Origin of the sequence: Psychrobacter sp. CCUG 69069 (genome assembly GCF_021023115.1) — a bacterium.
Lineage (GTDB): Bacteria > Pseudomonadota > Gammaproteobacteria > Pseudomonadales > Moraxellaceae > Psychrobacter > Psychrobacter namhaensis.
Genome location: NZ_QQAI01000002.1, coordinates 65,864 through 92,770 on the forward strand (window position 1 = coordinate 65,864; position 26,907 = coordinate 92,770).

Annotated in this window: 17 protein-coding genes; 8 read left to right on the plus strand and 9 right to left on the minus strand. The window is 44.9% G+C overall.

Going from position 1 to position 26,907, the window contains the following annotated elements:
* The first annotated feature begins 39 nt into the window (after positions 1-39).
* From DVY93_RS02210 to DVY93_RS02230, 5 genes are all read left to right on the plus strand, one after another.
* The gene (locus DVY93_RS02210) at positions 40-924 is read left to right on the plus strand and encodes an N-acetylmuramoyl-L-alanine amidase (RefSeq protein WP_230708749.1); all 885 of its coding nucleotides are present in this window, start codon (positions 40-42) and stop codon (positions 922-924) included.
* A gap of 27 nt (positions 925-951) precedes the next feature.
* Positions 952-1,143, plus strand: a complete 192-nt coding sequence (locus DVY93_RS02215) for a hypothetical protein (protein WP_198334896.1) — start codon at positions 952-954, stop codon at positions 1,141-1,143.
* Positions 1,144-1,621: 478 nt separating this feature from the next.
* Positions 1,622-2,812 carry a glycine C-acetyltransferase gene (kbl, locus tag DVY93_RS02220; protein WP_230708751.1) on the plus strand — a complete coding sequence of 397 codons (1,191 nt, stop codon included), beginning with the start codon at positions 1,622-1,624 and terminating at the stop codon, positions 2,810-2,812.
* Positions 2,813-2,875: 63 nt separating this feature from the next.
* Positions 2,876-3,901 carry an L-threonine 3-dehydrogenase gene (gene tdh, locus DVY93_RS02225; RefSeq protein ID WP_230708753.1) on the plus strand — a complete coding sequence of 342 codons (1,026 nt, stop codon included), beginning with the start codon at positions 2,876-2,878 and terminating at the stop codon, positions 3,899-3,901.
* A gap of 241 nt (positions 3,902-4,142) precedes the next feature.
* Positions 4,143-7,265: an HD domain-containing protein gene (locus DVY93_RS02230; protein ID WP_230708755.1), complete on the plus strand. Its 3,123-nt coding sequence runs from the start codon at positions 4,143-4,145 to the stop codon at positions 7,263-7,265.
* Between the two features lie 126 nt (positions 7,266-7,391).
* Here the strand turns inward: DVY93_RS02230 and purL are convergent, their stop codons facing one another.
* Positions 7,392-11,408: a phosphoribosylformylglycinamidine synthase gene (purL, locus tag DVY93_RS02235; protein ID WP_230708757.1), complete on the minus strand. Its 4,017-nt coding sequence runs from the start codon at positions 11,406-11,408 to the stop codon at positions 7,392-7,394.
* Between the two features lie 619 nt (positions 11,409-12,027).
* On the opposite strand from purL, the gene DVY93_RS02240 reads away from it, so the two are divergent.
* Positions 12,028-12,522, plus strand: a complete 495-nt coding sequence (locus DVY93_RS02240; protein WP_193006294.1) for a pyridoxamine 5'-phosphate oxidase family protein — start codon at positions 12,028-12,030, stop codon at positions 12,520-12,522.
* 176 nt (positions 12,523-12,698) lie between these two features.
* Here DVY93_RS02240 and pgsA read toward each other — a convergent pair whose 3' ends face one another.
* The 4 genes from pgsA to acs all read right to left on the minus strand — a co-directional run bounded on the left by pgsA (position 12,699) and on the right by acs (position 17,815).
* Positions 12,699-13,385, minus strand: a complete 687-nt coding sequence (gene pgsA / locus DVY93_RS02245; RefSeq protein ID WP_193006293.1) for a CDP-diacylglycerol--glycerol-3-phosphate 3-phosphatidyltransferase — start codon at positions 13,383-13,385, stop codon at positions 12,699-12,701.
* Positions 13,386-13,784: 399 nt separating this feature from the next.
* On the minus strand, positions 13,785-14,246 hold the full coding sequence (locus tag DVY93_RS02250) for an MgtC/SapB family protein (protein WP_198334891.1): 462 nt from the start codon (positions 14,244-14,246) through the stop codon (positions 13,785-13,787).
* A 3-nt stretch (positions 14,247-14,249) separates the two neighbouring features.
* Positions 14,250-15,497 carry an NAD(P)/FAD-dependent oxidoreductase gene (locus DVY93_RS02255; protein ID WP_230708759.1) on the minus strand — a complete coding sequence of 416 codons (1,248 nt, stop codon included), beginning with the start codon at positions 15,495-15,497 and terminating at the stop codon, positions 14,250-14,252.
* A gap of 356 nt (positions 15,498-15,853) precedes the next feature.
* Positions 15,854-17,815 (minus strand): acetate--CoA ligase, encoded by a 1,962-nt coding sequence (acs, locus tag DVY93_RS02260; protein ID WP_230708764.1) that lies wholly within the window; start codon positions 17,813-17,815, stop codon positions 15,854-15,856.
* 452 nt (positions 17,816-18,267) lie between these two features.
* Between acs and DVY93_RS02265 the strand changes: the two genes are divergently transcribed.
* Both DVY93_RS02265 and DVY93_RS02270 read left to right on the plus strand, forming a co-directional pair.
* On the plus strand, positions 18,268-19,551 hold the full coding sequence (locus DVY93_RS02265) for an NAD(P)/FAD-dependent oxidoreductase (RefSeq protein ID WP_230708766.1): 1,284 nt from the start codon (positions 18,268-18,270) through the stop codon (positions 19,549-19,551).
* A gap of 118 nt (positions 19,552-19,669) precedes the next feature.
* Complete coding sequence (locus tag DVY93_RS02270) at positions 19,670-20,668, plus strand: pirin family protein (RefSeq protein WP_230708768.1); 999 nt, start codon at positions 19,670-19,672, stop codon at positions 20,666-20,668.
* 126 nt (positions 20,669-20,794) lie between these two features.
* Here the strand turns inward: DVY93_RS02270 and DVY93_RS02275 are convergent, their stop codons facing one another.
* From DVY93_RS02275 to DVY93_RS02295, 4 genes are all read right to left on the minus strand, one after another.
* On the minus strand, positions 20,795-21,898 hold the full coding sequence (locus DVY93_RS02275) for an alkene reductase (protein WP_230708770.1): 1,104 nt from the start codon (positions 21,896-21,898) through the stop codon (positions 20,795-20,797).
* Positions 21,899-22,240: 342 nt separating this feature from the next.
* Entirely contained in the window at positions 22,241-23,137 is an 897-nt protein-coding gene (locus DVY93_RS02280) for a DMT family transporter (protein WP_230708772.1), read from the minus strand.
* Positions 23,138-23,282: 145 nt separating this feature from the next.
* Positions 23,283-24,509 carry a tryptophan synthase subunit beta gene (gene trpB / locus DVY93_RS02285; protein WP_198335237.1) on the minus strand — a complete coding sequence of 409 codons (1,227 nt, stop codon included), beginning with the start codon at positions 24,507-24,509 and terminating at the stop codon, positions 23,283-23,285.
* A gap of 414 nt (positions 24,510-24,923) precedes the next feature.
* Entirely contained in the window at positions 24,924-26,666 is a 1,743-nt protein-coding gene (locus tag DVY93_RS02295) for a DUF4209 domain-containing protein (protein ID WP_193006284.1), read from the minus strand.
* Between the last annotated feature and the right edge of the window lie 241 nt (positions 26,667-26,907).

Consider the following 26,907-nt stretch of genomic DNA (forward strand, 5'->3'; position numbering starts at 1 on the left):
AGATGCGTATCCCCCACCTTTATTCATGCAGGGCATTTCATGGCAAAAAATACTGTATCGACGGCATTGGCTTGCGGGCTAACCCTCTCCTTGGTTGGTTGCGTGACAACGGCTCCGCCAGTCATAACGACCAAAAACTACAACGTCGATAGTAAAACGTATCAAGCGACTGGCAAAAGTGAGCGTATCAAAACCATCGTCCTGCACTATACCGTCTCAGACAATGAGCGCTCGATAAAGACCTTGACCACGGGCAATGTGAGTGCGCACTATCTGATATTGGACAAAGACGATAATAAAATCTATAACCTCGTGCCAGAGTCCGAGCGCGCGTGGCACGCAGGCGATGGCGGATTTTCAGGCAGAACCATATTAAACGATACCTCTATCGGCATCGAGATCGTAAATAGCGGTATCAAGCCTGAATATCGAGACGCGCTGAAAAACGGTACGCTCGATTATCGTCCTTATCATCATTATGTTGAATTTGATGAGTTGCAAATTAAGAAAGTCGCACAATTGGTGCAAGATATCGCCGCGCGCTATGATATCTCACCCAAAAACATCATCGGTCATGCGGACATGGCACCCTCGCGCAAGATCGACCCCGGTGCCAAGTTCCCTTGGAAGCGACTGTACGTCGATTATGGCATCGGCGCTTGGTATGATGAATTTGATAAACAATTCTTGCTAAATCAAGAAGCGTTTGAATCGGCAACGATACCTGAGATCAAGCAAGCGTTTCGTCAATACGGCTATCAAATCAACGACACTGATACGTGGGATGAAGCCAGCCGTGATGTCGTCTATGCGTTTCAGTTGCACTTTCGCCCGCAGCAGCCAACAGGTAACATGGATAGCGAGACCTATGCGATTTTGCAGGCGCTAAATCAGAAGTATGCTGGCAAGGATGATTTTTATTAAACGTTACAAAACAGCAGGAGATATGCCATGAGTCATTCTCAAAAAGATGAGCAAAACGATCTGCAAAAATACCTAGAAGAAAAAGATAAGCAAGCGCAGAAACAGCAACAAGAACAAGAGTCGCAACCGCTCTCTGCGTATGACGCTTGTGTGCTCAAAGAAAGCGCTAAAATTCATGAGTTGATGGCTCAGGCGCAAGGCGAGACTCTTGATAGATAAATAGATAAATAGATAAATAGCCATCTACCCGTCAACACCTTCTGTAGTCAACGCTGAATGAAACAGATGCATTATATAAATGCACTAGACTGGTATAAATTTTTCGCAGCCTCTGTCGGCGTAGGCACAGCAAGCAAGTAAAATTTATACCAGTCTATCTGTATCCCTTTTATAGCGACCTAACTATATCATTAGCATGGTGATTGGCATCCTTTTTTATCTTGTGTTCGATGCTTTAGTTGATAAGGCGTTGCTTGGGCTACTTATTGCGATGGGCTAATGATAAAATTGCCGCTTACGGGGTTATAGATTACCGGATTATAGATAGTATCACTGCTCGCACCATATCGTTGGTTTTACTAAAGACTAGAATGATGCGTGGCTTTGATCGTTTGGTGCTATCAGCAGGCCTACTATCGGCATTACTAATATTTGCATGACGTATGCAAACTCCAATAATATTAAAAAAGGAAAATTTATGTATCAAGCCTTTCAAAAACATCTACAACAAGAAATCAGCGACATCCGCGCGGCAGGATTGTATAAAAACGAGCGCGTTATCACCTCTCCGCAAGATGCGCTAATCAAGATCGCGGATGGCCGTGAGATGCTTAACTTCTGTGCCAACAATTACCTTGGATTGTCAGACCACCCTGAGATTAAAAAGGCGGCTATCGAGGCCATTGAAGACTCAGGTTATGGCATGTCATCGGTACGTTTTATTTGTGGTACGCAAGATCTGCATAAGCAATTAGAGGCGTCGATTTCTCAATTTTTTAATACCGAAGATACGATTCTGTATGCGGCTTGTTTCGATGCCAATGGCGGTGCCTTTGAGCCACTCTTGACCAGCGAAGACGCCATTATTTCTGACTCGTTAAATCATGCCTCAATCATCGATGGTGTGCGCCTGTGTAAAGCCGCGCGTTATCGCTATGCCAATGCGGATATGCAAGATTTGGAGACTCAGCTGCAAGCCGCGCAAGCACAGCGTTTTCGTTTGATTGTCACCGATGGTGTGTTTTCAATGGATGGTAACGTGGCGCCAATGGATGAGATTTATGCGTTGGCACAAAAATACGATGCCATGGTGATGATTGATGAGTCGCATTCAGCAGGCGTCGTCGGTCACACCGGTGGCGGCGTGACTGAATTGTTTGATCTACGCGGCGATATCGAGCTGATCACGGGTACTTTAGGCAAAGCATTTGGCGGTGCGATTGGCGGCTTTACGACGGGTAAAAAAGAAATCATTGAGATGCTGCGTCAACGCTCACGCCCGTATCTGTTTTCAAACTCCATTCCGCCCATGGTGGCTGCCGCTGGGGTAAAAGCGTTTGAAATGCTATCGCAAGACAATACGCTACAAGACAAACTGCATGAAAATACCGCCTATTTTGTCAAGCAAATGCAAGAAGCGGGCTTCGATATCAAGCCCACTGAATCGGCCATTTGTGCGGTGATGCTGTATGATGCCAATGTCTCACAACAAATGGCAGATGCGCTGCTTGAAGAGGGCATTTATGTGATTGGCTTTTTCTATCCTGTCGTACCCAAAAACGAGGCTCGCATTCGTGTCCAGCTCTCTGCTGCCCATACGCGTGAGCAGCTCGACCAATGTATCGCCGCCTTTATCAAAGTCGCCAAGCAAATGAAGGTGATTGATTAAGCGTCGTTCGATATTTATCTAGATTCAACAATGAAATGCAACGCAGTTAAATAAGAGAGAAGTATGAAAGCACTGGTGAAAGCCCATGACAAAAAAGGCATCTGGATGCAAGACATGCCAGAACCGACGGTCGGCATCAATGACGTTAAAATAAAAATTAAAAAAACCGCCATCTGTGGGACAGATTTGCACATTTATAAGTGGGATGAGTGGTCACAAAAAACCATCAAGACGCCAATGATTATCGGCCATGAATACGTCGGTGTCATTAGTGAAATGGGCGAAGGTGTCAAGCATCTTGAAGTGGGTGACCGAGTCACAGGCGAAGGCCATATCGCTTGCGGGCATTGCCGTAACTGCCGCCGTGGTAAGCTGCATGTGTGCGAAAACACCAAAGGCGTGGGCGTTGACCGCGATGGCGCGTTTGCCGAATATTTGGTGATACCTGCCGATAATGCCATCAAACTCGATGAGCGTATCAGCGATGAGATGGCCGCCATTATGGACCCCTTTGGCAATGCCACTCATACTGCCTTATCCTTCCCGGTACTGGGTGAAGATGTGCTGATTACGGGTGCCGGGCTGATTGGGTCAATGGCAACGGCGATCTGCCGCTTTGCAGGCGCACGTAATATTGTGGTCAGTGATATCAGCGATTATCGCCTAGAGCTTGCCAAAAAAATGGGTGCAACGATGACCATCAATCCAGCCAAGGGTGAAACCATCGAAGGCGCTATCGATGAATTAAAAATGCACGGCTTCGATATCGGGCTTGAGATGTCAGGCTCGCCTCAAGCCTTTGATTCGATGATTAGTAATATGTATAACGGCTCTAAAATTGCGCTCTTGGGCATTTTACCTAACACTACCACGGTGGATTGGAGCAAGATTATCTTTAAGGCGTTGACCCTAAAAGGTATTTATGGCCGTGAGATGTGGGAGACGTGGTATCAGATGGAGCAAATGCTGATTAGCGGTATTGATCTGTCGCCCATCATTACCCATCGCATGCACATCGATGACTTTCAAGAAGGCTTTGATATCATGGAAAGTGGGCAATGCGGTAAGGTGATTTTAAGCTGGGATTGATTTTGAGGATTCAGCATTTGAGGAGTCGTGGTTAACTTTTAAATTGTCACGACTGATAAAACGGCGCTGATTTCAGTGCCGTTTTTTTTGGGTATTAAGAAGTAATGAGAGAGAGATAAAGGATGAATAGTTAGGTGAAAATATTTTTATCCGTTAATCATGCATTTACGGTAAAATCGACCTATGTTGATAAGTAATATAAAACTAAACTACCAAGTATAAAAATTAAAAGGGACTTACCATGAGCGCAGGACTAATCAAACATCTAAAAAGAAAAACTGAAGAAGATAGCAATACAAGAATATTGATGTCGCAATGGGAGTTTGATGAAAAGCTCGTCGGTAAGTCGCTCGAAAATGTGGGGAGTTATTATCCACACTTTAGTAGTCATAACGAATCACACTCTCAGCAAATACTCGTCAATATCGAACGTCTGTTAGGTAGCAATATTGAAAAGCTAACAGCGACAGACACATGGTTAATTTTAGAAGCGGCTTATTGGCATGATATCGGTATGTTATTCAATGCTGATGAAGTTCAAGATGTCATTGAAAATGAGCATTTTAAAGACTACGTTGAAGAGCTTGCTAATAACAATGTTCAAGACTTACATGAGTTTGCCAAAGTGTGGCATAAAGAAGGTTGGGAAGCTGCCCTTGTTCATTACGACAACCCATACAAAGGCGTTGAAAAGTATCGTCAGATGGTTGCCGAATGGTATCGACGTGACCACCCCGCCAACTCTGAAAGAGTTGTTTTAAAACCATTTGAAAAACTAAATATCAGCTCTCCACGTACCGAGTTACTCCCAAACCGTATTTATCGGTATCTCGCTCAAATCTGTTTATCTCATGGCAAAAGTTTTAACTACGTCATGCAAGACTTACCTTTTCGCCAAACAGGTATGGGTACGGAAGACTGTCATCCTCGTTTTGTCGCTTGTTTACTCCGCTTAGGTGATTTATTTGATATTGATGACAACCGTTTTTGCCCTGTTATGGCAAGACAAGTCGGCAATATGCCATCGTTTAGTGAAACACATAAACATAAGCATCAAGCGATTCGTGAGTTTCAGTTAGATAATGAGACAGTAAGCGTAACGGCTATTTGTAGTACTGAGATGGCATATATTGAATGTCGCAACTGGTTTGACTGGATCAAAGAAGAGATTCAAAACCAGATGTCACAGTGGAAAAATATTGTGCCTAGTCGTGATTTTGGTTTACTCCCAACTATCAATAAACTTGATGTGGAAATGACTGACAAAAAGATTTTACTTAACAATAAACCGATGAAATTCTCACTGGATGAACGTAGTGCTATTGAGTTATTGCAAGGTAATAACCTATATAAAGATGACATGAGTATTTATCGGGAACTCATTCAGAATGCGATTGATGCCACGATGATTCGTGTTTGGTTAGAACATGGAATAGAAAAGTCTCAAGAACCTTTACCACCTAAGGCTAATCCATATGATGAAAGCACTCGCAAAATATTTGAAAAATACCCTATTGAGTTAGACTGTAGAAAAGTAGACGATAATGAGGCTTCGACGCTCTGGGAGTTTAGTATTGAAGATAATGGTGTAGGCATTTCCCGTAAAGATCTTGAATATATGCAAAAAATTGCTGGCTCAAAGAACAATAAGGAAAAGCAGAAAATTATCCGTCAGATGCCCGAGTGGATGCGTCCATCAGGTGAGTTTGGTATTGGTCTTCATAGTGCATTTTTACTAATGAAAGACTTACCAACAGAGCAGCAGAAAATTACTATCTTTACAAAAAGTCGAATGACTCATGAAAGTTTCAAAATCGAGTTAAATTCTCCCTTATCTGGAAAATCGGGTTACTGTTTCATTGAAGAAGTTGATAATTTAAAAAAGTATGGAACCAAATTAGTCATTCAGGAAGTTATAAGTAGCGAAATAAAACTAGATACTTATAACAATGAAATTGATTTAAAAAAAATAATTGGTAATTTATCTCACTCTAAACCTGTTTCATACCTTGCGCTATATAGGTTGTTGGAAATATCAAATACAATAACCAACCCTATCATCTCATTCAATTTGTCTGAACGACTTAGCATATTAAATTTAGAAAAATATTCATTTTTATCTAATCAAATTAAAACTGATGGGTTTTACTGGGACGATAAGAACAATTTAGGTCTGAAAATAATTTTTCAAGATGCAATAGGTTTTATGAATAGAGACTCTAGTTACAGTAATAAACTTATATCAAAAAGCGAACTCAATTTATTTTACAGAGGTCAATGTATTGAGCATAAGCAACTAGATATTTATGATTTAAACCTATTTAATGATATAAACAAGCTTAATAATTTCGGCTTAGTTGTCGATATATATAGTTCGAAATCCTCGTATTTTTTAAATTTAAATAGAGACGAACTAAAGAATGAAAATGTAATTATTAGTTATATAGAAAAATCTATACAATCTTTTTTCAACTCGGAAGATAATATTGAACTACTATTGAGAATGCTTGATTTTGATGAGGTCAAAAAATCTACCTTACTTTTCCTAATAGGGTCTAAGTATAGAGAGTCAGACTTATGGAAGAGTTTTAAACCTCATTTAAATTATAGTTTTACTGAAATCTTAGATTCTGATGCTTTTACATTAGACTTTGCGAATGAAAAATTTTGGGATGAAGCAGTACAGATGTGTACAAATGTTTATATAAACACTCTTGAAGGTTATCTTCTTGAAAAACTTCTCGACAATAAGTTTCTTAGAGACATTTTTATTAGCAAAGGATTTCAGCCTTATTTATTTGATTTTGGAGACAATGAAAGTAGTTCATTAGATTTTTTTAGTTATTCAGATATAGTTTTTTCTAAAAAAGATATGTCTAATAAATTCTTCAACAAAGTAAATTGGAACGATTTAAATCCATCAAATTATAAATACACAACACTAGAAGACTTCATATTTGACTCTTATAAATGGACTGATGAATCTATTTTTTCTGATGAATTCAACGGCTCTCTTTTTCATTCTATTAGTAATATAGACCTAAGAATTTTAAACAACTCAACGGTGAGCAACCTTCTTGCTCAATATAGAGGTAATACCGAAAACAATTTTATTCTTACTCCATATGTTTTTTATGAAGATATCATATTAGAGTTAAAAAATGAAACACTATATAAAATATATGAACCTTTTATAAACATCTCTAAAAACTCTTTCGAAAATTTATGGGATGATATTAAAGAGCAAATTATTGAGATATCTAAGAAAGACCACCCAGATTGGTATGAAGCCTATTTGCGCGGAAAAGATTTTAAAAAAATCGCTTTAAATCCTCTAGATAAGGTTTACAAACCAACGTCATAACTCAATAAGACTAATGAGTTATAGATAATACTCTTTACTTTACAAACACCCAAACACAAAAAAGGTGAGCTTTACGCCCACCTTTTTTTCTGCATAAAACAATACTCTAAACCAACTCAGTCGATCTTAACGCAACCAAGCACGCGCATTACGGAACATACGCATCCACGCGCCGTCCTCATCCCATTCTTCTGGTTTCCAGCTGTGGTTATGGGCGCTCAAGTTACGCTCAGGGTGCGGCATCATGATAGTGACGCGACCATCGGTGCTACATAGACCTGTGACACCGCCGAGTGAACCGTTTGGATTGAGCGGATACGTCTCAGTTGGATGACCGTGGCTATCGACATAACGCATGGCAAGCTGACCATGTTTTGCCATACCGTCGATCTCGTTATTGTCTAGCGTGGCATAGCCTTCACCATGAGCAGTGGCAATCGGTAAAATGCTGTCTTGCATGCCTTTGAACAGGATTGACTTGGTACGTTCGATTTTTACGTTGACCGTACGCGCTTCAAATCGTGCTGATTTATTAGCGACAAAACGTGGGAAGTTTTCCGCGCCTGGGATCAGATCTTTTAGCTGTGCCATCATCTGACAGCCGTTACAGACACCGAGGCTAAAGGTGTCCGGACGGGCAAAGAAGCGCACGAACTGCATGCGTAGCTCGTCATGGAACAAGATAGAGTTCGCCCAGCCAGAGCCTGCGCCCAGTACGTCACCATAACTAAAGCCACCACAAGCGACCAGACCGTCGAAGTCACGTAGATTGATGCGACCATTTAATAAGTCGCTCATGTGTACGTCGACCGCTTCGAATCCCGCTCGCGTAAAGCCTGCTGCCATCTCCGTTTGACCATTGACGCCTTGCTCACGCAAGATTGCGACTCTTGGCTTATTTTCACGGCTAGCTAAATACGGCTCTTCCACTTTTTGGTTAAGATCGTAGTTTGGTGCAGCGATAAGCCCTTGATGGCTGGCATCACTGATTAAATCATACTCTTGCTGTACGCAGGCTGGATTATCACGGCGGCGCGCGATCTGATAGCTGACCTGAGTCCATGCTTGCTGTAATTCACTACGGCTAAAGCGTAAGGTGTCATCACCCATATACGTTGGCGTTTGGATGAGTAAGCTGTCTTCTTCCGAGCTTTGACCGACGAGGCTTAGCATGTCACTGACATTAAATTCTTCTGCCAACTGCATAAGCGCTGCGACGTTCTCTGGTAATACTTGGATGACCGCACCCAGCTCTTCGCTGAACAGCTGACCGAGTAAGTTGTCATCGGTCAATGCCAGCTTGATGCCTTGGCGGCTGGTGAATTGCATCTCAGCGATGGTGGCAAGCAGGCCACCGTCACCGATATCGTGATAGGCGCTGATGACGCCTTGTGCGTTACCCGCTTGGATAAAGTTAAAGAAGTCGATCAAATCACTTGGCTGCGCTAGATCTGGGCAGTCATTACCGAGTTGGCTTAACGTCTGCGCAAGGATGGAGCCGCCCAGACGCAGTTTGCCTTTGGACAAGTCAATACGGTAAAACGCGCTGTCACCATTGATCAGCTCAGGCGTTAGGGTTTTTGCCACATCAACGACAGGGGCAAACGCGGTCACCACCAAGCTCATTGGCGACACGACTGATTTGTCTTGGTTTTGATTATCAGCGTCTTCGTCACTCCAGTTGGCACGCATCGATAGCGAGTCTTTCCCAACTGGGATCGCAATACCGAGGGCTGGACATAACTCTTCACCGACAGCATGTACGGCATCGAATAGTGCTGCGTCTTCTGCATCATCACCGCACGCCGCCATCCAGTTTGCTGACATGGTGATGTCAGACAACTGAGCGATACGCGCACCCGCGATATTGGTAATCGCTTCGCCCACTGCCAGACGTGCAGAGGCTTTTGGACTGATCAAGGCAACAGGCGTACGCTCACCGATACTCATCGCCTCACCGCTCATTGGCTGACCGTCAATCGCCATCAAGCCAGATGCGGTCACCGCACAGTCTGACACAGGCACTTGATAGCGACCCACGTACTGATCGCGCACGACCATACCTGTGATCGAGCGGTCGCCAATGCTGATCAAGAATGATTTGCTCGCCACCGTTGGATGACGCAATACATCAGTAATTGATTCGGCTAAATTAATGTCGTCAAGCTCTAATGCTGGCAACGTGCTATCAGTACGCTCAAAGCTACGCTGCATTTTTGGCGTACCACCGAGCAGTACTTGCATCGGCATATCGACGGGCTGCTCAGGGAGCAATTCATCATTGACAACCAGCTGGCGAATATCCGTTGCCTCGCCTAAGATGGCATACGGGCAGCGCTCACGGGCACAGATAGCATCAAACTGATCTTTGCTTTCTGGGCGAATCGCCAGCACATAACGCTCTTGCGCTTCGTTTGACCAGATGGCCATTGGCGACATGCCCGCTTCTAATGATGGAATCTTACGTAAGTTCAGATGCGCGCCCATTTCATGGTCATTGACCAGCTCTGGCATGGCATTCGATAGACCACCTGCTCCTACGTCATGTAGTGAGACAATTGGGTTGCCGTCTTTACTGTTATTACTGGCATCGACATCATTACCAGCTAACGCCCAGCAGCGATCGATAACTTCTTGGCAGCGACGCTCCATCTCAGCGTTGTCACGCTGCACTGAGGCAAAGTCCAAGCCTTCATCAAGCTCACCACTATCGACAGAAGACGCCGCACCGCCGCCCAAACCAATCTGCATCGCGGGGCCACCAAGGACGATGAGCAGATCGCCTTTTTGGATGGCATTTTTTTCAATGAGGTTGCGTTTGATATTGCCGTAGCCACCTGCCAGCATGATGGGCTTGTGATAGCCGCGCATCTCGCTGCCATCTTTTGCCGCAGAGGTATCCAGCTGGAAGCTACGGAAGTAACCGCATAGGTTTGGACGACCAAACTCGTTTGAGAAATTGGCGCTACCGAGTGGCGCTTCGGTCATAATCTCAAGACTGGTGGCCATACGATCAGGCGTACCATAATCCTGCGTGCTCAGTTGACCGGACTGCTCCCACTTCTCGGCCAGCTCTGGAATGTGCAAATGTGAGACGTGAAAGCCTGTCAGACCCGCTTTTGGCTTACCGCCGCGACCCGTTGCGCCTTCATCACGTATCTCACCGCCAGCACCTGTCGCCGCCCCTGAGTAAGGAGCAATCGCGGTTGGGTGATTATGCGTCTCGACTTTCATCAAGATATCGATATTTTCTTGATGGAAGTTATACGGATGAATCGAGCTGGCATCCACCCCGTCCGTCGGGATAGGATAAAAACGCATACCATCAGAGCCAGCCATCACAGCGGCGTTGTCTTTATAAGCCGACAAGATGCCTTGCGGATTCGACTGGTAAGTGTTTTTGATCATCTGAAACAGAGACTTTGGCGCCGCCGTACCATCGATTGTCCACTGGGCATTGAATATCTTATGACGGCAATGCTCTGAGTTGGCCTGTGCAAACATCATCAGCTCAACGTCCGTTGGGTTACGACCCAATTCATTGACGTACGCATTCATCAGATAGTCGATGTCTTCAACTGATAGCGCAAAGCCAAATGCCGTGTTGGCTGACTCTAGCGCCGTACGACCTTGGCCGATGACATCGATATGATGGAGCGATGCTGGCGGCTCGTCATCAAACAGTTTATTCACGTCATTTAAGTCATAGACCAAGCTTTGGGTCATACGATCAAACAATAATTGCTCAGCAGCAGTAGGCAGTTTTTTGTCAACCACACTATCGGCCGCTGTATTATCAAGCGTCAGCGTATAAACAATGACGCGCTCAACGCGATTGATCTTAATTTCACAGTTATTAAAAATATCGGTCGCTTTACTCGCCCATGGCGAAATCGTACCAAAACGCGGACTCACGATGACTTGTCGTTGGTTGTCTTGCGGCGCTGCAAGCTCAATACGGTCACGAATCCCAAACAAGTTCAACGCTTTTTTATGCTCATCACCAGAGAGCGTGCGTGATAGCACATACACCTGCTGCGTATGGATTTGGCTAACATTTAACTCGGTTTTTTGCTGAAATTGACTGATGAGTTGCTGCGTCTGAAAATCGGTAAGTAACGGTTGTCCGGCGATGGTCATCATAAAGGCATAATCCGTAAGATCAAGGCATCACTGCCATGCTAAGTAAATGGTCTGCGTATTATAACAAGAAGCCATATAAGAAGCAGGTCTAAACCAAGATAAATTGTTGAAAGGATCGTCGTCTCGCCGCTATTTGATCCAAACAAAACACCTCAGTACGCCTGCTTCATCTGACGCTTGTTTTCATCCATTTACACCAAAGCAGTTTGGTCTATAAAAGCGTTTTACTGCTATAAGTTCTTTTAACTTGTGGCGTCGTTGCAGGCAGAGACATAGAAAACTTCAACCATCCATCCTCACTTCTTTATTCAGGTACGTCGCCTGTAACCATGAAGGCTTTTAAAACTTCGGATTAAGGGGATGGCGTCACAATTTTTACTTAACCCTTATATTCCTTACAAACACTCACATCGCATTACTGGGCGCCTATATAAATAGCCCGCTACAAATCGGTATTCTAGAAGCCAGTTGCCGATGAGCTGTTTGTTTTTACTCTTTAAGTTTTTAACTTTGTTTTTAAATTTTAAGCCATTAGCACTTTTTTCTGAACAAAAATTATTTTTCTAAAGTATTCAGATTTAATGAACACCATCCAATCATTATAAAAAAGGAAGTTCCTATGAGTAGACAAGACCATATCGATAAAGTCCAAGAGTTGGTAAAAGACGTTAAGTTTGCCATGATGACCACTCGCACACACGAAGATCATTTACATGCTTGCCCGATGACGACGAGTGAGACCAGTCTTGGGGCAAAAGAGATTTGGTTCATCGGGGATAAAACGACTGAAACCGTCAAAGACATTAAGCAAAATCCGCAAGTGAACTTGGCGTATGTCAGTCAAGATGCCAAAGACTATGTCTCAATCAACGGTAAAGCAGAGCTGGTCGATGACCAAGACAAGCTTGATGAGCTATGGTCGCCAGTTTACAACGCTTTTTATGAGCAAGGTAAAGAAGACCCAAATGTCCAACTGATTAAAGTGGTGCCACACGGGGCAGAATACTGGCTCAGTGGCAGCTCGGTTGCCAATATGTTTAAAATGACCACGGCTGCGGTTATGGAAGGCAAAAAAGCGACCAACTTGGGTGAAAACAACTCAGTCACTCTTTAATCAGCTAAATAACTAAGTTGTAAATAAGTTAAGTAAGTTAGATAGCACTATTTTTTAGTCTAACGAAGTGAGATCTCATAAAAAACGCCAGTGGCTCATGCGACTGGCGTTTTCTCTTTTTCTCATATGATACTTTTTATTCTGCTCTCTTAACACTACGTCCCATCACCTTAGGGCTAGCCACTCTGCTTTAGATACGGCCATGCTGCTTTTAAGTAAATCAGCATTGACCACAAGGTGAGAATAACGGCTGCAACCATCAACACATAGCCAATCGTTTCAAGCGATTGCCAGTTGAGTAACAGTACGGTGATCGCTATCATTTGAAACGTCGTTTTAAGCTTGCCAACATAAGAGACGGCGACACTGGTACTTTTGCCCAACTCCGCCATCCATTCACGTAGCGCTGACACAGCAATCTCACGTGAAATAATCACAATGGCGGCTATCGCCATGATGATATTGGGATGCCATTGTACTAAGACAATCAGCGCTACCGCCACCATCAGCTTATCAGCGACCGGATCTAAGAAGCGGCCAAAGGCAGACACCACGTTTAGCTTACGGGCAAAATAGCCATCAAGCCAATCGGTAATGGCCGCAATGATAAAAACACCCGTCAATAGCAAATGGCGCAATAAGCTATCACTAAACTCACTCATGCCTACTCGAGCAATGACATTGTCTGAGATGGCAGGCATGCCAATCCCCATGGCAGGTGGCCAATAGGCAATCGCTACAAACAGCGGAATCATTAAGATACGTGCAATCGTGAGGTTATTAGGCAAATTAAAAATGCTTTTTTCACTTTGCCCTGGTAACGGTTTTTGCTCTGGCGTGTGCAGATGTGTACTCTCGGTCATGGCAAACCCAGTTTATAGTGGACGTAAGAATGTTGCTAGCTTAGCATTTTTCACAGATGCCGTCATGCCATCTCTGCATCTTCCTCAACACTAGCAATCTTGTGCAGCTTGTGTGGTTGCCGGATTTTTTCTTTAAAGCAGCCTTAACCGTTATTCTGTTTTAACCGCCATTTTCATCACTGATATCTATGACCCCCAGATGACCTCAATACAGTTGTACACTAGAACTTGTAAGCAGATGTAAGAATTTCTTGAATTCTGAGCGTTTGCCACTATCTTTACGGTAAGAATAATAAATTTTTATCTACTTACTTGTGGTTTTATCACCTGTTAAGTTTTCCTCAGTCCACAGTTCCTCCTCTGTGGGCTTTTTTTTGACTAAATTATGACTGTCAATCCTTAAGATTTTTTGTCCTCATTTCCCGTCTCCTGCAGTTTGTCGTCTTTCTTAAACGGTTCTGAAAATTGCAGGATTAAGAAGCCAACAACCGAGAGTATAATAGCAATCTCGTAACGATTGTATGCCACAGAAATACCGATAGCGCCCGTATTCCATAAACTGGCTGCCGTCGCTGTGCCCTTTGAGCCCTGTTCATTTTTAAAAATAGCCCCACCACCGATAAAGCCCATGCCCGTGATGATGGCATACATAATTCTCGCTTCACCTGCAGATTCATAAATATCCATACCCACCAGCATAAAGGCACACGAGGCGATGGTGACTAATGGAAATGTTCTGAGTCCTGCCCCATTGTCTTTCATCTCACGGTTCAGAGCGATCGGTAAGGACAGGATAAAGGCAACGCCCAGTTGAAAAAAGTGATAGCCCATCAGCTCTAAATCTATATCGAACCCAAACATGGTTTACCTCCCTTCCTTGACAGGCAGCATTGTCATTGTAGAAACCATGGCTTCTACCGTTTTTTGTGCCATCTGGTAGCCGCTTTCAATGTTGCCTTGCCCGCACCAATCACCACTCACGACCCAGTGATGCTCCTGATCCAGCAAAATACCTAGTACTTCATCATTGTCTCGGCTGTCAGTCTCCAACATCGTTGCCGCATAACGCCAGCGATGACAATCAATTTGAGTGGGCGCACTGTCAGCACTCCAATTTAGTGCTTGCTGTGCGGCTTGTAGTAGGTGCGCTTTTACCGCTTCAATATCATCATCGACATGCGCTTCTGACCAGTCATTACGGGCGTGAATAGTCATACTCGGTAGTAATTTATTATGCGCAGGCTTTTGGTGTTCGATAAATATTCTGTCTAGGGGCGAGTCACTCACGTAAGCCACATCCCAATTGGGCGTCTGATGGCTGATAGTCTGAGGCAATGGTTGCTCGTGATCCCAGCCTAACATTAAGGTATAGCACGCCAACATTTTCGGTTTAGAGATTTTTGTTTGCAGTACAAAGCCACTATTTGCCATAAGCTCGGCAGCCTGTCCGTTAGGTACCGTACAAATGACCCAATCAAACCAGCCGAGACTGGCGCCACTGTCATCAAACAGTTCGGTTTTTTTATTCACACGGTCGTGGGCATCTTGATTCAATGGTGCAACACGCGTCTGAAATTTTATGGTGGTATGCACCAATTCATCGGCTAATACTCGTCCCCAACTGGTCATTTTGGGCGTGCTGATATAGCGAGCTTGCGTGGTATTCCATTGCTCTTTATTTTGGATGTCAGGTGATTGAGTCTCGTCATTGAGGGGCGTTACGCTGACCACTTGCGCACACCACGGCTGTAGCAACCCAGTCTCTAACCAAGGCGCAATGAATTGCTGAAAACCAGCCGTCTTGGCAGTAAAAAACTGCGCGCCAAATGCCCACTGCCAATTTTGCGGACTACTAGTAGCTGTCTGGCTCTTGGTACGATAACGCGTCGCCAACCGCCCAACACTGCGTGACTTCTCAAAAATGGTAATTTGCGGAATGCGCGAGGTGGCTGGACTATCTTTTGCCTTGTGGTTTGCCGTAGGGTTTTGAGGTTGGTCTTGCTTAAACGCCCGCTCTAGTAAGGTGGCAGTAAATAGCCCCGTCAAACCCCCACCGATGATAGCGATTTTTGGTGAGGTGGTATCAGCAGGACGCGATGCATAATTGGACATAATGACAGTGGGCCTTATAAAGCATTGAGTAAAGTTGAATGTATAGTCAATTTCCTATAAGTCGGATATGGTGTCAGATTCGATTAGTCTACTATTTGTAGTACCTTCACTCGTCTTTCTTGTGGCCAACTTATATTGAAACGACTATGTATAAAAGTAGGTTTGCTTTACATAATATTGAACCTTGAAACCGCTGGTATAGCAATATCATCTACGTAAAAAAGCCATGCTATCGCTAGTAACATGGCTTTTTTAAGATTAACCGTGAGTCTTTAAGGCCAGCCTTTAATAGTCTTTAGCGACAGTCTTTAATAATAGCCTTTGATGAGGTATAACCAAACTGTCAGCGACTTAGCCTACTCTCCACGCTCAGCCTTAACCACCTCGACCAGTTTATTAATCACCGAGCTATCAGCCAAAGTAGATAAGTCGCCCAGCCCCACATATTGTCCCGCCGCCAGATTGCGTAGGATACGGCGCATGATTTTCCCCGAGCGCGTTTTTGGGAGCGCATTGACAATGTGAATCGTGTCTAGATTGGCAATCGGACCAATCTCAGCACGCACGTGTCGATTCAGCTCAGCCCTTAGTGACTCCGTCTCGTTTTCACCAGACTTTAGGATAATAAAAGCACAAATACCCGTACCACGAATCTCATGTGGCATACCGACAATAGCGGCCTCAGCCGTAGCAGGATGAGCGACCACGGCACTTTCTATTTCTGCGGTACCCAGACGATGGCCTGAGACATTGAGCACATCATCCACCCGCCCCGTAATCCAGTAATGGCCATCTTCATCACGCTGGGCGCCATCACCTGTAAAATAAAAGCCTGGATACTCACTAAAGTAAGTCTGTAAAAAGCGCTCATGGTCATTGTAAATCGTCCGCATCTGTCCCGGCCAGCTACTATTAATCGCCAAGTTACCTTCAGCAGCGCCTTCTAATACCGTACCGTCGCGATCAATGATTTCTGGTTTGATACCATATAGTGGGTTCATCGCCGCGCCCGGTTTGAGAGCGACCGCCCCTGGAATCGGTGCCATTAGGATACCGCCAGTTTCGGTCTGCCACCACGTATCGACGACAGGACAATGGCCATCGCCGACGACGTTATAATACCAGTCCCAAGCCTCTGGATTAATCGGCTCACCGACTGACCCAAGTAAGCGTAGGCTTGAGCGATCCGACTCACGAACAAACGCATCGCCCTCTTTCATCATCGCTCGAATCGCCGTCGGTGCCGTATATAAAATCGTGATATTGTGCTTATCGATAATATGACCAACACGTGCCCACGTCGGATACTCTGGCACTCCCTCGAACATCACGGTCGTCGTGCCATTGGCAAGCGGCGCGTAGGTTGAGTAAGTATGGCCTGTGATCCAGCCTACATCTGCTGTACACCAGTAGACGTCATCGTCTTTGACATCAAAGACATCTCGGAAGCTTGAGAGGGCATAAGTGATATAGCCACCAGTTGTATGCACCACGCCTTTAGGTTTGCCTGTAGAACCCGAGGTGTATAATAAAAACAGCGGGTCTTCAGCATTCATGACTTCAGGCTCGCAATGTACGGATTCCCCATCCACCAAACTGTGATACCAAACATCACGGCGCCCACTCATGGGGACAGAGTTACCCGTACGATGGACGACAATGACGTTGGTAACACTGTCCGTACCATCCATATCTAATGCCCGATCGACATTGGCTTTGAGCGGCGTACGCTTGTTACCCCGTATGCCTTCATCAGCAGTGATGACGATTTTTGAGCGGCTGTCTATCAGGCGATTGCCCAAGCTCTCAGCAGAAAACCCCCCAAAAACCACGGAATGCACCGCGCCAATACGAGCACATGCCAGCATCGCAACCATCGCCTCCGGTATCATCGGCATATATAGCGTCACACGGTCGCCTTTTTTGACGCCAAGCTTGCGCATTGAGTTCCCTAAGCGGCAAACCGCTTCATGCAGCTCTTTAAAAGAGATAATTTTATGAAGTGAGGGATGATCCCCTTCCCAAATAATGGCGGGCTTGTAGGGATTTTTTTTGACATGTCGATCAAGACAGTTGGTAGAGATGTTTAACTCACCATCTTCAAACCATTTGATGCGAAAATCGTCTAAATCATAGTTCACATCGCGGATCTTGGTGGGTTTTTTTATCCAATCAATCAGCTCGGCACGTTTTGCCCAAAAGGCTGCATTGGATTCAGGCGATTCGATCGACTGCTGATACTCTGTGGCGTATTGTTCAGCTGGCGTATTGGCAGCAGCGAGGAACTCGGCGGCAATAGGAAATGATTTCTGTGTCATAGTGCTCATCCTTTTTAATTATTACAAACTGTACTCACAACCGTCGATAACGACTGTCTGTACTGGTAATAAGAGTCATCTTCCATAACGTGTAACACCTATCAGTAGTGTGACAAATAAGCAGGATGGTTGCAAGACATCAACCGCCAATCATAACAATTTCACTGCACAGGTGTACACTTGGTAACGCGCGGCCACTTATGATCGTAGAACGAGGTTAAACACCTCCTTTACTTCAGCCTCAATATCGTGGCTACCAAGACTGAGTTGGGATAACATTTGAATCTGGCAAATTTAACCCTTGTAACCTGATATGAAATATGGACAATAGCTACACAAACGTTATCGCTTAAAACGATCAACCCAATCTGACTTTTTAATATAAGCAATGGTTAACATACGCCATTGGCTTTATTCTTACCTTTTTATACCTGTCATTTTACGAGACCACAATGAGTAATCATCACAACACCCCACCCCCCACTCACTATGATGTCATTATCATCGGCGCGGGCGCGTCTGGGTTATACTGTGCGCTCACGGCCGGTCGGCGTGGGCGGCGCGTACTGGTGTTAGACCATGCCAATAAAGCCGGTAAAAAAATTCTCATGTCAGGTGGTGGCCGTTGTAATTTTACCAACTACTTTGTTGAGCCTGAGCACTTTATCGGCACCAACCCTCATTTCTGCAAATCTGCGCTCAGTCGTTATCCCAGTTGGGAGTTTATTGCTATGGTTGAGGGGCATAAGATCCCTTATCACGAGCGTGAACACGGACAACTGTTTTGTGATGATTCTGCACAAGATATTTTGACCATGCTGCTTGATGAATGCCGCGCAGTCGGCGTACAAGTACGGCTCAACACCAAAATTGACAGCGTCAACACTGTCGAGCCGGATAACAACACCCGCTTCCAGTTAGCCACCAGTAAGGCACTCAATAAAAAAGACATGGCGAGTGGGGCTAAACCCTCTCAAGTCAGCTATAGCTGTGAGTCGTTAGTCGTCGCTACAGGCGGGCTGTCTATCCCCACCATGGGGGCAAGCGGTTTGGGTTATGAGCTGGCACAACAGTTTGGCCACACGCTGATAGCCACTGACGCAAGCTTAGTACCCTTTACCTTTACCGATAAAACAGGCGAGCTGATTCGATCGCTAGCGGGTATTAGTCTGCCCGTGATTGCCAGTAACGAGCGCATCTCTTTTAAATTGCCAGTGTTATTTACCCACCGCGGACTCTCCGGCCCTGCCATGCTACAGCTGTCAAACTACTGGCATACGGGCGAAACCATCAGCATCAATTTACTACCAGAGACCGATGTGACCGCGCTGCTGCTTGCGCACAAAAAATCGCACCCAAGACAACTGATTCGTACGGTACTGACCGAAAATACGAACAGCGCGCTACCCAAAAAACTACTGGCAGCACTGCAAACGCAACTATGGGACGATATAAAAGACACGGAACTTGCCAATATTAAAGATGAGCGGCTGCTTGAGCTGGGCACCACTCTCAACGGCTGGCAACTAAAACCTTCTGGTACAGAGGGCTATCGCACAGCGGAAGTGACGCGCGGCGGTGTCAAAACCGATGAGGTATCCTCTAAAACCATGCAAAGCAAATTGCAAGAGGGATTGTACTTTGTCGGCGAGGTGCTTGACGTTACAGGCTGGCTTGGCGGTTATAATTTTCAATGGGCGTGGGCAAGTGGTTTTGTCAGTGGTGAAGTCGTCTAACGCTAAAGCATGCATTGGACATTGTAGAAAAAATAGAACATAAGTCGATTTTACTGTAGAATTACTAAATATTGTTGAGTTGTTGATATTTGTTTTACTTAGACTGATGAGATGAGCAATGCGTCCAATTAAAAATATACATGGTGACAAAGCGCCACACTGGGTAGGGGATGGTTTTTTTGTAAAAACCCTTATCAATCATATTGAGGATAACCCAAATTTTAATTATAGTCACACTGATCCATTTTTGTTGTTCGATTATGGCACGCCGACCACCTTTGCACCCAACCCTCATTATCAGTCGCAGCCGCACGGCATCGGGCAGCATCCACACAAAGGGTTTGAGACCGTCACTATTGCCTATTCAGGCGAAATCAGTCACGCAGACTCAACGGGTGGCCGCGGTGATATTTTAGAAGGTGATGTACAGTGGATGACCGCAGGGCGCGGTATCTTGCATGAGGAGTTTCATTCAGAGGCGTTCGGTCAGCGCGGTGGCGTTTTTAGTATGGTGCAAATGTGGGTAAATCTGCCAAGCGCCCATAAGCTTACCGCGCCAAAGTATCAATCCATCAAGCGCGCCGAGATGCCTATCATCGAGCTGATAGACAGTAGTGACGCTGACCATCAAGCGCCGATTGGTCAGGCTGCTATCATCGCTGGCGACTGGCACGGCGTCACAGGGGCAGCCAGTACGTTTACGCCCATTAATGTGTGGGATATCGAGCTGCATACCGCTGGAGCGACGACCCTGCACGTCCCCAGCACCCATAATACGCTCTTATTAGTGCAAGAAGGCGAATTGCTGGTCAATGGCACACGAGTAAATGCAGGCCGTTTGATTCAATTTGCAGCGCCCTCTCAAAGCCGCCTAGACGCTCAAAACAAGCAAGCCTCTGACGCATCCTGCCCTGCTACCGATACGATTGAATTACATTACCCCCGCACCGCCGCTGATGGGCAAACGCTAGCGCCTGTCAAGCTACTGCTGCTCAGCGGCGAGCCTATTGGTGAACCAGTGGCCGGTCATGGCCCTTTTGTCATGAATACCCAAGAAGAGCTGCGCCAAACGTTTCGTGATTATCAAACAGGGAAGTTTGCAAACGAAGAAGTTTGATAAGTAATCAATGTCTCTGTAAGTGTCTCTACATAAGAAAAGCCCCCTAACTATGATAGTTAGGGGGCTTTTTACTTGTATGCTCAGGATGTTACACATTAGCCCTGAATAGTGGCTGATAAGCGATTACGCCTGATCCAAAAATGGATAGTCGGTATAGCCTTCAGTACCGCCACCATAAAATGACTCTGGATGCTGCTCATTAAGCGGCGCCCCTGTACGAATACGCTCAGCCAAATCAGGGTTGGCAATATAGTCACGACCAAAAGCAACCGCATCAATATAGCCTGCCTTGATGTTTTGTTCCGCTTTTTCGGCCGTATAGCCGCCCGCCGCGATAATCAATTGACCAAAAGCATCACGGGCGCGCTGACGGAACGCATCGCTATAAGGCGTGCCTCCTGCCCAATCAGGCTCTGACAAATGCAGATACATGATACCGCGTTTATTGATCTGCTCGATCATCCAGATATTTTCGTCTTCATTATAGCCCGCTTCTACATTATTAAACGTACCAAGCGGTGAAATACGAATACCGACATGATCAGCGTCCCAAGCAGCCACACAAGCATCGATGACATCCAGCGTTAAGCGCGCGCGGTTCTCACGGCTGCCACCATACTCATCATCACGCTGGTTGGTTTGCTCAACCCAAAACTGATGCAAGAGATAGCCATGAGCCCCATGAATCTCTACCCCATCAAAACCGGCTTCTTTGGCATTTTTGGTGGCTTGAGCAAAATCAGCAATCACTTGCTTGATCTCATCAAGCGTCGCCGGGCGTGGCGGCGTCGCCTCAACACGAATGGCCTGATTGTCGCTATCGCGTAGCGAGGTGCGCACACCAACATTCACATCAGAGGCAGAAATTGGCGCTTGGCCATCAGGCTGTACGCTTTCGTGCGCCACCAGACCGGTGTGCCATAGCTGTACAACGATCTTGCCGCCTTTGGCATGGACATTATCAACGATGGTTTTCCACGCAGTGACTTGGTCTTGAGTGTGAATACCAGGCGCGCCTGCATAGCCTTTTGCCTGAAAAGAAACCTGCGTCGCCTCAGTAATAACCAGTCCGGCCCCAGCGCGTTGTGAGTAATATTCACCAGCAAGGGCGGTCGGTACATCACCAGGCTCGATCGAGCGTAGACGGGTCAGGGGTGCCATGATGATGCGGTTTTTTAGGGCTTGGGTGCCCATTTTGACGGGTTCAAATAAGTTATCGTGTGCCATAAAAAAGCCTTGTTTGTTGTTATAAAACGCTAGCAATAGGTTGATTGATCTTTTGGAAATAGCGGTCAGTTTTGTGGCCCTGATTGAATCAATCCGCTATTAATAAGCCGTGATCTTTATAGGGATAAACGTTATTATTCCAAGTCAAATTTACAAACAAAAACACTGACTTAAGCACATCCTTGGTATTTAAGTAGCGATTAATTATCACCCCTTATAAGGCTATTAAGCTAATAAAATCAATCCGGTTTCATGCTAATGGCATTTTTTGGCACCCAGTGGCGATTACGACGTTTTTCGATGCGTTAGGCTGAGTGAGATGAGACCAAACTTACATACGTCCTATGAGGTCAGCATCTTTTTAATCGAGATTTCTAAAGACAGATAGGTGCCAAACAGTATCACCACCGAGCCAATAATCGCTGGCGTGTCCAAGGCCTCGCCAAGCAACAAGTAACCCAAAATAATCGCAAAAATAGGAATGACCAGCGTGATACTGGTCGCCCGCATCGGACCAATACTTTTAATCAGCTGGTTCATAAAGATCAGAGCGATGGCTGTCGAAAACACACCGATACAAATCACAGACACCCAAGCCGTTAGACTGATGCTTTTGCCATAAGGGAACTCATACAATGCAATGGGTAGCATGATAACACTGGCAATAATGAGCGAGCCTGCGGTAATCGCCACTGGCGTGACATTGTCCAAGTAATTTCTGGTGATGTTTGCGCCCACGGCATAACCCACGCAAGCCAGCAGTGCGTAGCCCATCGGCAATAACCCAGATCCTGAAGTCCCACTCTGCTCGCCAAATAAGCTCTCACTCATCAAAATGACCACACCAACAATCCCAATAACCAAGCCAAGAATTTGCTTCTTTGAGAGTCTGTCTTTAAAAAACGTGCTGGCGATAAAGCCACTCATCATCGGTACAGAGGCATTGAGCACCGCCAATACCCCAGCATTGACGGAGCGTGCCGCAAAGGCAAACAGCATGAAAGGGATTGCCGCTGAAAACAGACCGACCAGTGTCAATACTTTCCAATTATCACGAATGCCCTGCCTGTTTTTCTTCTTTAGTAACACAAAAACCAACATGGTCAGCCCAGCCAATACCACCCGCAGGCTGGCAAAGGCTAAGGAGCCAAACTCAGGCACGCCAATACGATAAAAAATAAAAGACAGCGACCACATAAAGGACAGCGTTAAAAAAATCATGAGGTCACGGTTGGTCATGGGTACATCCTATCAAGCGTTGGACGGCATTTGTTTATAAAAAATGCTCAGTCATAAAAGTGGCATGGGCTAAAAAAACCACGATGATAACTTTTTAAACGCTCAATGGGTATGGTATTTTCTGTATTTATCGTAGGTTTTTTGGCTATAAATCAACCTTGTCCAAAATAAAGTCAATGTCCTTATCACCGCGGCCCGATAAATTGACCAAAATGGTCTCATCTGCCGACATATCTTTGGCAGTTTTCATGGCGTAGGCGATGGCATGCGCCGACTCTAGAGCCGGAATAATACCCTCAAGTCGTGACAGCGCCATAAACGCCTCCAAGCACTCACTGTCTGTCGCCGACTCGTAAGTGGCCAACTGTAAATCTTTTAAATGCGAGTGCTGCGGACCAACGCCGGGGTAATCCAGACCCGAGGCGATTGAGTGCACAGGGGCAGGCTCACCTTTTTCATCCAGCAAGACGTAACATTTAAAACCGTGGATTTCCCCTTTCACACCCAGCGACATAGTGGCAGCATGATTGGGCGTCTCTAAACCCTCGCCCGCTGGCTCAACGCCTATTTTTTCAACGCTGTCATCCGCCAAAAACCCGCTAAACATCCCAATGGCGTTCGAGCCACCACCCACACAAGCCACGACTTTATTAGGCAGCTTGCCCGTGGTCGCCAAAAACTGTGCACGCGCTTCGTGCCCGACCACAGACTGAAAATAGCTGACCATCTCAGGATATGGCGCAGGTCCCAATGCTGAGCCAATCGCAAACATACTGGTATCCAGCTCGTTTAGGTACGTCTCAAAGGCACTATCGACCGCTTCTTTTAATGTCCCTGCGCCGCGTGAGACAGGCACGATATTGGCACCCAAAATTTTCATACGGCTCACGTTTGGGTGTTCTTTTCTAATATCGACAACACCCATGTGTATCTCACACGCCATGCCCATTAAGGCCGCTGCCGTTGCCAATGCGACGCCATGTTGCCCCGCACCCGTTTCGGCAATGACCTTGGTTTTGCCTAATTTCTTGGCTAATAGCACTTCACCCAAGCAGTGATTGATTTTGTGCGCGCCAGTGTGGTTTAGGTCTTCCCGCTTAAAATAAATCTGCGCCCCGCCGCAGTGCTCACTCAAACGCTGGGCATGATAAATCGGACTAGGCCGGCCGACGTAAGTCTCACGCAAACGCTTCATCTCGGCGATAAAGTCATCCTCTTTGATAATCTCACGAAAACCTGTCTCGATTTCGGCCATAGCTTTGGCAAGCTCAGGATGGCCGATTTTGCCACCAAACTCGCCATATAAACCGTCGTTACTTGGTAGGATTGATTGATGTAACCCATAGCTATTGGCTGTATTGTGCTTCGTCATAGTTAAGCCTTATTATTTTAAAATGAGAATTGGTATTGGCATTTTTGCCGTATTGTTTAGCATGTTTGATGATAAAAATATTTTGATGTATTTACGTTCTAGTACATTGAAACAAGATAGTAAGGGAAATTTCTTATTTGGTCAAGTTAAGGAATAAATCTAACAGAGTGGAACGGCTGATGCATTTGGAAGCATCAAAGGGCACAAAAATATATACGTGCAAGATGGTTCGTTAATCTCCGGTAGCGCTGGCGTCAATCCGTATGTGTTTATAACGGGACTTGCCGAGCGAAATATGGCGGGTATTTTAAGGGAGGATTTTGGTTAGGGTACTGGGGTTTTCTAAAATCAGAAGTATGAAAAACGCTCTTTAGGAGCGTTTTTTGTCTAACTAATTCTTATAGCGATAAACTATTAGGCGTTTGTCAATCTTACCTGTGCCAAGCAAAGAATTACGTGCATAACTCTATCTGCCGTTGAAGGATTAAATGCGCCTGATGGACTTATTCCGTGACATATATTATTTCGTATATTCCAACCTCTCTGTTCTGTGAGTAATATCCTAAAATAAAATGATAAATCAATACCGAAGCATTCTTGGACTTTCTCATCTCTAAGTAAGTCATCAAAGGTTCTTAACTGCAACCCACCTTGCCTATTTCTTTTTGAAGTTGCCCCTCCTGTTAATTCGACTAACGACCGAATAGCAGCTTCTGTTTGAGGTACTAATATATGTATTGCTGAAATATAATCTTGATCCAGATACGCTTGTAAACCAGCATGGATAAGATCTTTTTTTGTTTCTTCAAATATGGGTGACGCTAATACAAAGTCAGTCAAATCTTGCACTTTTATATTATAAACTTCTAACGCCTTTTTTAATGAATGCCTAAGAAAAAAGGCGTTAGTATTTAAATTACTAGAAAGTTGGTGAATCACGTGCCCCTCTAAGTCGTCTTCAACGCTGCCAATAGTTGCGATAGGTCTGCCTTTGTGATCTTGAAGTGTCTTAGTGAACAAGTATGTCAGCGGATAATTTTTTGCTAGCTCTAAAACCTGTTCCTCTACTTGATCTTTCTTTGGAATAAAATGTGCTGCAATTCTTACAAGTGTATTTTCTAGACCACCATTTATCATTGAGTCGAGATAAGCATCTAACTGTTCTTTTGGTATTTCTATACTGTGAGAGAAGGACTGCATACTATCTACAACTTTTGGACCTATCTCGGTTATCTTTCTCGTTACTCGCTCTACGTCACTTTTCATATTGAAGCTAACATATATATTATGCACATGTTGCAACCATGAAGAAGCTTGTATAGGTGCCACATTATCGCACGCATCCTCGAAACTTTTACCAACTACCTTTATTACTCGAGTTGCTTCTTCTTTGTTTCCTTTAACCCTATAATAATCTGCTAAACGGACGCCTGCTGACTCACACCCCCATGGAGAGCTATCTTTAGAAAGTCGCATTAATCGCTGCTCAAGACCTTCTATCAATTTTTCTCTTTGATCCTCAGATAAATACTTGCTCTTACCTAAAACAAAAAGATCGAAGCAAAACCCCCAAAGTCCCGCTTTACTATCCTCTGCTATACGATCTTCTAGGTTAATAGCACTCTCAATACATCTATTTATTAGACTGGTATTATTTAAGCCAGACGCAACCTTATATGCTCTAGTAATTTTTTTAATAGTTTCAGTTGGGTGCTTGCTAAGATCTTTGTCTGTTATTTCAAGAAGCGCGTTTACATAGTTGACAGCAACGGTATGATCAGGTTTTTTACCAATGGCAGCATTGGAAAGGTCCCATATGAGGCCACAATATCGAGCTTTTAATATAGGGTTAACAGTACTTTGTGATCTACTTATCCAGTGCTCTACAATCTCTTCAGTAACCGACAAAATGCTAGGACTCTCATAAACTTCGCCATCATCACCAACCCAAACCATCATAGGACCAAAGTAGGTGCCCCAACCACTCTGTTTATGTTGATAGTCCTCGCAAAATCCAAATGCAATTCTCTCTGCAATAGATTCTGATCTTAGATCTTCCTGTGTAACTTCATTAATCTTAGTTGCAATAGAAGACTCGGTAATCTTTTCATCTGACTGATCCAACTCACTGATTAATTGGGCTAGCTCAATATTCATCGTCATTCTCCGTTAAAACCATTCAAGACTTTACTCAGCGAAATAATTTTTTATTTACTTAAGTTTAGTCCTGATAATAGCATAGGAATAAGTGAAGCTTTAAAATATCAATGGTCGACTTAGGGAGTGGTTTAGCCCTGATAGTAGCGGTATCCTAACGCTGATGATGGCGATGCGGACTATGGCTGGGGGCGGTATCGGGACAACAGGAACGCCATCAGACAAACCAGTCCGCACGCCA